This is a genomic window from Leifsonia poae (genome assembly GCF_027921845.1).
GTDB classification, from domain to species: domain Bacteria; phylum Actinomycetota; class Actinomycetes; order Actinomycetales; family Microbacteriaceae; genus Leifsonia; species Leifsonia poae.
In genome coordinates, this window is sequence record NZ_BSEN01000015.1 from 187,334 (window position 1) to 196,626 (window position 9,293).

Consider the following 9,293-nt stretch of genomic DNA (forward strand, 5'->3'; position numbering starts at 1 on the left):
GTTCGCCACGCCTTGAAAGGACCCCGATGTCGCCCTTCCCCCTCAGCGCTCTGCCATTGTCGCGGCACGCGATCGACCGCGATCACGTGTCGCGCTCGCGTCCGGCGCTGTTCGACGAACTCTGGGACGATCCCACCACACGCGTGCTCGCGCTGTGGAAGGGACGCGCTCTGCTCACGGCCGAGAGCGTCGAGGCCGCGACGCCGGCCGCTGATGGCTGGGGCTCCGCCACCGGCATCGCTGCGCTCGAGTTGCTGCCGGTGGAGCGCGTGACGTCCGCCCTCGTGCGCGTCTACCTCGGTCGTACGCTCGTCGCCACCGCGACGGAGCCGGCCGGCAGCGCCGTGGTGCTCGAGGTGCTCACCGACGCCGCAGCCGCCGAGCTCGAGCCCGACGAGGCGAGGTGGGGCAACCTCCGCACCGTCGCCACCGCCTTGAGCGACCGGGATGCCGGGCTCTTCACCGAGGCGCTCGCCATCGCGAATTGGCACGCCTCGCACACCCACTGCCCGCGCTGCGGGACCCCGACCGTCGTCGAACAGGCCGGCTGGGTGCGTCGCTGCTTCGAAGACGGCTCCGAGGTGTTCCCGCGCACCGACCCGGCCGTGATCGTGACGGTGCTCGATCGCGACGACCGGCTGCTGCTCGGCTCGAACGCGATGTGGGAGCAGTCCCGATACTCGCTGCTGGCGGGGTTCGTCGAGCCGGGGGAGTCGTTCGAGTCGGCCGTCGAGCGCGAGATCTACGAAGAGGCGGGCATCCGGGTCGTCGACGCCGAGTACAAGGGCTCCCAGCCGTGGCCCTTCCCGGCCTCCGTCATGGTCGGTTTCACCGCGCGCCTCGCGGAGGACCAGGACCCTGCGGCGCTCGATCCGGACGGCGAGGAGATCCTCGACCTGCGCTGGTTCGCCCGCGACGAGTTGTGGGAAGCGCGCGAGCAGGTCATCCTGCCCGGCCGGTCGTCGATCGCGCGCGCGCTCATCGAGGACTGGTACGGCGGATCGCTCGACGAGCCTCCGGTCGCACCGTGACCCCGGAGAACCTCCTCGACGGCCTCGACGCCCAGCAGCGCGTGGCCGCCGAGGCCTTGCTGGGCCCGGTGTGCATCCTGGCCGGCGCCGGCACGGGAAAGACCAGGGCGATCACGCACCGGATCGCCTACGGCGTGGCGAGCGGCGCGTACGCCCCCAACCGCGTGATGGCGCTGACCTTCACGAACCGTGCAGCGGCCGAACTGCGGGGGCGCCTGCGCCAGCTCGGCGCCGGCGGCGTCGCGGCGCGCACCTTCCACGCCGCCGCTCTCTCGCAGCTCAACTTCTTCTGGCCCCAGGTCGTCGGCGGCCAGCTCCCGAGCGTGCTCGACGCCAAGGGGCGCATCCTCGGCCACGCCGCCGAACGGCTCGGGTTCAAGGTGGACACGGCGACGCTGCGCGACGTTGCGGCCGAGATCGAGTGGCGCAAAGTGTCCGGCCTGAGCATCGAGCAGTACGGGGGAGCGCTGGCGTCTCGCACACTGCCCGGCAACCTGTCGGCCGAGCAGATCGTGCTGATGCAGCAGACCTACGAAGACCTGAAGGACGAGCGCAAGCAGTTCGACTTCGAAGACGTGCTGCTCGCCTGCGCGGGGATGATCGAGATCGAGCCGGCCGTCGCGATGCAGGTGCGCGAGCAGTACCGGTTCTTCGTCGTCGACGAGTACCAGGACGTGTCGCCGCTGCAGCAGCAGTTGCTCGACCTCTGGCTCGGTGGCCGGCGCGACGTCTGCGTCGTCGGCGATGCGAGCCAGACGATCTATTCGTTCGCCGGGGCCAGCAGCTCCTACCTGCTGGAGTTCGGGCGGCACTACGCGGGCGCCACGGTCGTGCGACTCGAGCAGAACTACCGGTCGACACCGGAGGTGGTCGACGCGGCCAACCGACTGATGCGCGGCAGGACCGGGGCGCTGACCCTGCGGTCGTCCACCGAGCGCGATCAGCCGGATGCCGCGGCCGAGGCGGATGTGCCGCCGCCGACCGGCTTCGCGGACGACCGGGCGGAGGCGCGCGCCGTCGCCCAGCGGATCGCCGCGGAGATCGCCGATGGAGCGAAGCCGGAGGACATCGCCGTGCTGTACCGCGTGAACGTGCAGGCCGCGGTGCTGGAGCAGGCGCTCGGCGACCTGGGGATCAGTTACCACATCCGTGGAGCGAAGCGCTTCTTCGACCTGCCCGAGGTGCGGCAGGCGATCATGTCGCTGCGAGCGGCGAGCGTCTCCATCGGCGACGAACCGCTGTTCAAGTCGGTCAGCGATGTACTGCGCTCGCTCGGCTGGAGCCAGGACCCGCCCGAGGCGCGAGGCGCGGTGCGTGATCGCTGGGAATCGCTCAACGCGATCATGGGTCTCGTCGACCAGGTGCCGACCGGCACCACATTCCGCCGCTTCACCGATGAGCTGCTCGCCCGTCAGGCCGGCCAGCACGAACCGACCCGCTCGGCGGTCACCCTGGCCACCCTGCACTCGGCCAAGGGACTCGAGTGGGAGTCGGTGCACCTCGTGGGGCTGAGCGAGGGCCTCGTGCCGATCAGCTACGCGAAGACGTTCGAGCAGATCGACGAGGAGCGCCGGCTGCTCTACGTCGGCATCACCCGTGCGCGACGCCGGCTGAAGCTCACCTGGTCGGCGACGGGAAATCCGGGCGGCCGGGCCACAGCACGTCAGCCGTCCCGTTTCCTGGCAGAGCTCGGCACCCGCAGTCCGCGTGCGGTGAGTGCCCCCGCGCCGTCGTGATGCCCGTCGCGTAGTCGAGTGAGAGGCTGACCTCCGCCGCACGGCGCGAATCGCTGTGCAGGCGCTCGAGCACGAGGCGCCCGACGATCGCGGCGACGGCCGTGCTCACCAGGCTGCTCTCACGTCCGGAGTCCCGCGTATACAGCTGGCTCGCCATCGCCGGCCACTCCGGCTCGGCGTCGGCGCGATGCCGCTCGATGCAGCCGAGACAGGCTCCCTCACCCGGTTCGACGAACGGGCCGATCGCCACCGCGTCGTCACCGAATACGACGGGGAGATGCGGGATGTCGCGACGGAGCCAGCGCCCGTGCCGCTCCGGCTCGACGGCGAACGACGCGACGATCACGGCCGCCCGCGCCGCACGCACCGCCGGATCGGACCAGCGCAGCCCGGCGCGCACATCCAGGTCGCTCTCTCGCAGCACCTGGCCGATGCGCGTGGCGGCGGGTCCTGCGCCGTCGAGCACCACCGTCGACGGCGGCGCGGCCGGCGTGGGTGCTTTCGCGAGCAGCGGTGACACCCGGGTGAGAAAGCGGTCGACGTCGGCGGCGTCGCCACCCGCCTTGCGCGCGACGAGCTGAAGCCCGGAGAGTGTGACGCCCGCGTCGAGGGCCACGATCATCCGTTCTTCAGCGTTGCTGAGACCCGTGAGGGTGAGCAGGGGCCGGTCGACCCCGAACTGCAGGATGTGCGGTGTGCGCCAGACGCGGTGGATGTGCGGATCGAGTGCGAAAGTCATGCAGGAATCATGCCGTGAACTGCATGCGTCCCGCAGAAGTTATCCACAGGCGTCGGCGCGACGGGTCGGCGACCCGCTCCCTAGTCCTCTTTCGGACGCTCCGTATCGCCGCGGAGCAGGTCTTCGAGTGCCTGATCCACCGCGTCGTACTCCGGCTCCTCGCCGTTCGCCGCGGCGACGAGACGCGCGACCAGACCGGACGGGTCGTCGAGGTCGGCGGACTGGGGGAGCAGGTCGGGGTGCGACCAGAGGTTGTCGCGAGCGTCGGGTCCGACGGCGTCGGTGACGGCCTGCCACATCGCGGCCGCCTCGCGCAGCCGGCGCGGGCGCAACTCCAGCCCCACCAGCGTGGCGAAGGCCGACTCAGCCGGTCCGCCGGACGCGCGGCGGCGCCGCACCGTCTCGGCGATGGCGCCGGTGCGCGGAAGCAGTGTGGTGGCGTTGGCGGTGACCACGTCGACCCAGCCCTCGACGAGGGCGAGCATCGTCTCGAGGCGCGCGAGCGCCTCGAGCTGGGTGTCCGACTTCGGGGGGATCAACGCGCCGCTGACCATGGCCTCGCGGAGCTCCTCCGGGTTCGACGGATCGAAGCTCTCGGCCAGCTCTTCGAGTCGGTCGGTGTCGATGGTGATGCCCTTGGCGAAGGCCGTGATCTGGGTGAGCAGCTGCAGCCGAAGCCACTTGGCGTGACGGAACAGACGGGCGTGCGCGAGCTCGCGCACTGCGAGGTACAGCTGCACCTGGTCGACCGGGATGTCGAGGCCGTCGCCGAATTCCTCGACGTTCTGCGGGATGAGCGCCGCGGTGCCGTCCTCCATCAGCGGGATGCCGATGTCGCCGCCGGAGACGACCTCCTTGGCGAGCTGACCGACCACCTGGCCGAGCTGCATGGCGAAAAGGGCACCTCCGATGGACCGCATCACCTGGCCGGCGTTGGCGATCATGCCCTGCATCTCCTCCGGCGCCTGCTCCGTGAGGACGCGGGTGAGGGCATCCGAGATGCTCAGTGCGACCGGTTCGGCGAGCTGCGACCAGAGCGGCATGGTCTGCCGCGCCCATTCGGCGCGCCCGATCAGCTGGGGCGGACTCGTGAGCTCGGAGACCGTGGTGACGTCGTCCAGCCAGAGCGCGGCGACGTTGAAAGCCTGGTCGAGGGTCGCGCGCTCCGCCGGGGTGACGGCGTGCGCGCCATCCGAGGCCAGCGTGCGCGCCTGCTGCAGCGCGAGGTCCCAGTTGATGCCGCCATCGGTGCTGCGGATGGCGTTCTGGAGCTGACCGAGCAGCTGCTGGATGCTCGCCGGATCGTTCGGCAGGCCGGCCGCTCCCGCGAGCTGGCTCGGGTCGATGGAGGAGTTGCCCGAGAGGAATTCGCGCAGCATGTCGCGGAACTCGTCGTCCGGTTCCTTGTTGGGGTCGTCGGCCATCGTCTGCCTCTTTCGTGTGGTGCGGCTTTCAGGCTTGGAATCTACGCTAGCCCGTGTTCAGCGGCGCAAGGTGGGAATTGGCCTAGGCTCTAGCCCCGGGACGTGCGCCCGTGGCGAACAAACGAAAGGGATCGAGTGAGCCTCTTCACCGACGACGACCTCCAGCCGCAGTCCGCGGAGGAACGGCAGCGCGTTGCGCCGCCGCGCCGCGTGGTCATCGGATGGTCGCTGGTCGGCCTCGCCTTCGTGCTGACCCTCGTGCTCGCCCTGGTTCCGGCGCCGTACGTCATCGAGCAGCCCGGGCCCGTGTTCAACACGCTCGGGAAGGACCAGCCGGTCGGCGCGGCGGACAACCCGGACGCGAAGCCGCTGATCAGCATCCCGAGCCAGAAGACGTATCCGACGGCCGGCTCGCTCGACCTCCTCACGGTGTCGCTCGTCGGCGATCCCGATCACCGCCCGAGCTGGTTCGAGATCGTCAGCGCGTGGTTCCAGCCGAGCAAGGCCGTACTGCCCGTCGACGTCGTGTTCCCTCCGGGCACCACCACCGAGCAGTCGAACGCGGAGAACGCCGCCCTGATGGTGAACTCGCAGCAGGATGCCGTGGCCGCCGCCCTCAATGAGCTCGGCTACACCTTTCCCGAGGCCGTCGCGGTCAAGCAGGTGATCAAGGGCACGCCCGCCGAGAAGGTGTTCAAGGTCGGCGATGAGATCACGAGCGTCAACGGAAAGCCGGTGCCGGGCGTGCAGTCGCTGCGCACCCTGGTCTCGGCCAACGGCACGACCAAGCCGGCCGAGGTGGGCATCACGCGCAACGGCGCCGCCTCCACCGTCTCGATCACCCCGGTGAAATCCGGCGGTCAGACCGTGCTCGGCATCGGAGCGGGGATGGACTACACCTTCCCGTTCGACGTGAAGATCCAGCTCGATAACGTCGGTGGGCCGAGCGCCGGTCAGATGTTCGCGCTCGGCATCATGGACAAGCTCACGCCCGGCAAGCTCAACGGCGGAAAGCGCATCGCGGGCACCGGCACCATCGACAACGAAGGCAACGTCGGCCCGATCGGCGGCATCCGGCAGAAGATGTACGGGGCCAGGGCGGCCGGCGCGACCTACTTCCTCGCGCCGAAGTCGAATTGCGACGAGGTCACGGGGCACATCCCGAGCGGGTTGAAGGTATTCGCCGTGAAGACGCTCGACGACTCGCTCGCCGCGCTCAAGGCGGTCAGCTCGGGCGGAAGCACCGCGAAGCTCGCGACCTGCCCGGCCTCCTGACGCCCGCCTGCGCCGCACGTCTGTTCATAGCGCTTACATAGGCTCGCTCACAGCGAACCCGAGCGCAGCAATCTCGCAGCGTGCCGCGCCTAGGATGGTTCCTGACCTTTCCACGCGAGAGCAATGAGGGCCCATTCGTGAGTTCAACAGCAGCCGTTAGACCACCAGGACGCCGCCGTGCGGCCATCTGGATCACTTTGGGCGTGATCGTCGCTCTGGTCATCCTCTTCTTCGTGTTCGCGGGACTGTACGCCGACATCCTCTGGTACCAGCAGTTGGGCTTCCTCAACGTGCTCACCACGCAGTGGCTGGCCGCCGGAGTGATGTTCTTCATCGGGTTCCTCGGCATGGCCGTGCCGCTCTGGCTCGCGATCCAGCTGGCCTACCGGCTCCGCCCGGTCTACGCCAAGCTCAACACGCAGCTCGACCGGTATCAGCAGGTCATCGAGCCGCTCCGGCGTCTCGCGATGTACGGCATCCCGATCGTCTTCGGCATCTTCGCCGGCGTCTCGGCCGGTTCGCGCTGGCAGACCGTGCTGCTGTGGCTCAACGGCACGCCGTACGGCAAGACCGACGCGCAGTTCCATCTCGACATCGGGTTCTACCTGTTCGCGCTGCCGTTCTATCGCAGCCTCGTCGGGTTCGCCTCGGCGGTCGTCATCATCTCGCTCATCGCCACCCTCGCAACGTGTTATCTGTACGGTTCGATCCGGGTGAGCGGCCGCGAGGTGCGTATCTCGAAGTCGGCCCGCATCCAGATCGCCGTGACGGCAGCGCTCTACCTGCTGCTGCAGGCGGTGAGCATCTGGCTCGACCGGTTCGCGACGGTCACCGACGCCAACGTCAACGACATGATCAACGGCGCGGCGTACACGGACGTCAACGCCACCATCCCCGGACGGGCGGTGCTCGCCGGCATCGCCGTGTTCGTGGCCGTGCTGTTCATCGTGACGGCCTTCGTCGGCCGCTGGCGCTTCCCGATCGTCGGAACCGCGCTGCTCATCGTCGCCGCCCTCGTGGTCGGCGCGATCTACCCCTGGATCGTCCAGCGCTTCCAGGTCGAGCCGAGCCAGAAGACACTCGAAACGCCGTATGTGCAACGCGGCATCGATGCGACACGCGACGCCTACGGGCTCAGCAGCATCGACGTGATCCCATACAACGCCAAGACCACGGCCGAGCAGGGCGCGCTGCGCAAGGACGCCCAGACCACGGCGCAGATCCGCATCATCGACCCTGCCGTCGTCAGCCCGTCGTTCCGCCAGCTGGAGCAGTTCCGCCAGTACTACGCGTTCCCGAACAACCTGGCGGTCGACCGCTACAACATCGACGGCAACGATCAGGATGCCGTGGTCGCAGTGCGCGAGCTGCAGCAGTCCGGTCTGACCAGCGCCCGCAACTGGTACAACGACACCGTCGTGTACACGCATGGCTACGGGCTGGTGGCCGCCTACGGCAACCAGCGCTCCACTGACGGGCAGCCGGTCTTCCTCGAGTCGGGCATCCCGAGCAAGGGCTCGCTCGGTACGTACGAGCCGCGCATCTACTTCGGCCAGCAGTCGCCGACGTACTCCATCGTGGGCGGGCCGAAGGACGGCAAGGCCGTCGAGCTCGACTATCCGGGCGGGGAGGGCGACGCGCAGCAGACGTACACGACCTTCGACGGCAACGGCGGACCGAAGCTCGACAACATCTTCAAGCGCCTCGTCTACGCCCTCAAGTTCCAGGACGAACAGATCGTGCTGTCGGATGCGGTGAACAGCGACTCGCAGATCCTCTACGACCGCGACCCCATCAAGCGTGTGCAGAAGGTCGCTCCGTACCTGACGCTCGACTCGCAGGCGTACCCCACGGTCGTCGACGGCCGCGTGAAGTGGGTCATCGACGGCTACACGACGAGCGATCAGTTCCCGTACTCGCACGTCGGCAGCCTGAGCGACGCGATCGCGGACACCGAGACGCCGAAGCCCGCGTACGCGTTCGACGACATCAACTACATCCGAAACTCGGTGAAGGCGACGGTCGACGCGTACGACGGTTCGGTCACGCTGTACGCGTGGGACGACAAGGACCCGGTGCTGAAGACGTGGGAGAAGATCTTCCCGACGACGGTGAAGCCGATCAGCGACATGAGCGCCCAGCTCATGAGTCACGTGCGCTACCCGGCCGATCTGTTCAAGGTGCAGCGCTCGGTCCTCGGCCAGTACCACGTGACCGACGCCGGTTCGTTCTACTCGCGGGAAGACGCCTGGACCACCCCGAACGACCCGGTCTCCGCGCAGAGCAGCCCGACATTGCAGCCGCCGTACTACCTGACGATGCAGATGCCGGGTCAGACGGCGCCGGAGTTCTCGTTGTACACCACCTTCATCCCGCAGGCCTCGAGTGAGGCCAGTCGTTCGGTGCTGAAGGGCTACCTCTCCGTCGACTCGAACGCGGGGTCGACGAAGGGGGTGAGGGCGGACAGCTACGGCAAGCTGAGACTCCTGACCCTGCCATCGAGCGATACGGTGCCAGGGCCCGGCCAGGTGCAGAACAGCTTCAACTCCGATCCGAGCGTCTCTCAGCAGCTCAACCTGCTGAGACAGGGCAAGACCGATGTGATCAACGGCAACCTGCTCACGCTGCCGGTCGGAGGCGGACTGCTCTACGTGCAGCCGGTCTACGTCAAGTCGACGGGCGAGACGAGTTACCCGCTGCTGCAGAAGGTGCTGGTCGCGTTCGGTGACAAGATCGCGTTCGAGGACACCCTCGATCAGGCGCTCGATGTGCTCTTCGGGGGCGACTCCGGTGCGACCGCCGGCGATACGAACGTGCCGACGACCGGGGGGACGACTCCGCCGTCCACCGGTTCCGGCGGCGGGTCCGGATCGACCGAGACGAACAACGCTGCGCTGCAGCAGGCCCTCCTGGATGCGCGCGCTGCGCTGACCGACCGCGCGGCCGCCCTCAAGGCGGGCGACTGGACGGCGTACGGCCTGGCCGACGCGCGCCTCACCAAGGCCCTGCAGCAGGCGCTGCAGGCGGAGGGTTCCACTTCGACCAAGTAGCAGGACGATCAGCACCGACGGCCCGCACGGACAACCGT

6 protein-coding genes are annotated in these 9,293 nt (G+C 68.6%); 4 read left to right on the forward strand and 2 right to left on the reverse strand.

Going from position 1 to position 9,293, the window contains the following annotated elements; all coding sequences use genetic code 11:
- The first annotated feature begins 26 nt into the window (after positions 1–26).
- Together nudC and PKE84_RS15600 are read left to right on the forward strand one after the other, a co-directional pair.
- Positions 27–1,031: an NAD(+) diphosphatase gene (gene nudC / locus PKE84_RS15595; protein WP_271178186.1), complete on the forward strand. Its 1,005-nt coding sequence runs from the start codon at positions 27–29 to the stop codon at positions 1,029–1,031.
- Positions 1,028–2,767: an ATP-dependent helicase gene (locus PKE84_RS15600; RefSeq protein ID WP_271178187.1), complete on the forward strand. Its 1,740-nt coding sequence runs from the start codon at positions 1,028–1,030 to the stop codon at positions 2,765–2,767. Before nudC ends, PKE84_RS15600 begins: the two co-directional genes overlap by 4 nt.
- On the opposite strand, the gene PKE84_RS15605 is transcribed toward PKE84_RS15600, so the two are convergent.
- Together PKE84_RS15605 and PKE84_RS15610 are read right to left on the reverse strand one after the other, a co-directional pair.
- On the reverse strand, positions 2,649–3,506 hold the full coding sequence (locus tag PKE84_RS15605) for a TOMM precursor leader peptide-binding protein (RefSeq protein WP_271178188.1): 858 nt from the start codon (positions 3,504–3,506) through the stop codon (positions 2,649–2,651). The genes PKE84_RS15600 and PKE84_RS15605 overlap by 119 nt on opposite strands.
- Positions 3,507–3,586: 80 nt before the next feature.
- Entirely contained in the window at positions 3,587–4,930 is a 1,344-nt protein-coding gene (locus tag PKE84_RS15610; RefSeq protein WP_271178189.1) for a zinc-dependent metalloprotease, read from the reverse strand.
- A 135-nt stretch (positions 4,931–5,065) separates the two neighbouring features.
- On the opposite strand from PKE84_RS15610, the gene PKE84_RS15615 reads away from it, so the two are divergent.
- Both PKE84_RS15615 and PKE84_RS15620 read left to right on the forward strand, forming a co-directional pair.
- Complete coding sequence (locus PKE84_RS15615) at positions 5,066–6,205, forward strand: YlbL family protein (protein WP_271178190.1); 1,140 nt, start codon at positions 5,066–5,068, stop codon at positions 6,203–6,205.
- Positions 6,206–6,342: 137 nt separating this feature from the next.
- Positions 6,343–9,255 carry a UPF0182 family membrane protein gene (locus PKE84_RS15620; RefSeq protein ID WP_271178191.1) on the forward strand — a complete coding sequence of 971 codons (2,913 nt, stop codon included), beginning with the start codon at positions 6,343–6,345 and terminating at the stop codon, positions 9,253–9,255.
- The last annotated feature ends 38 nt before the right edge of the window (positions 9,256–9,293 follow it).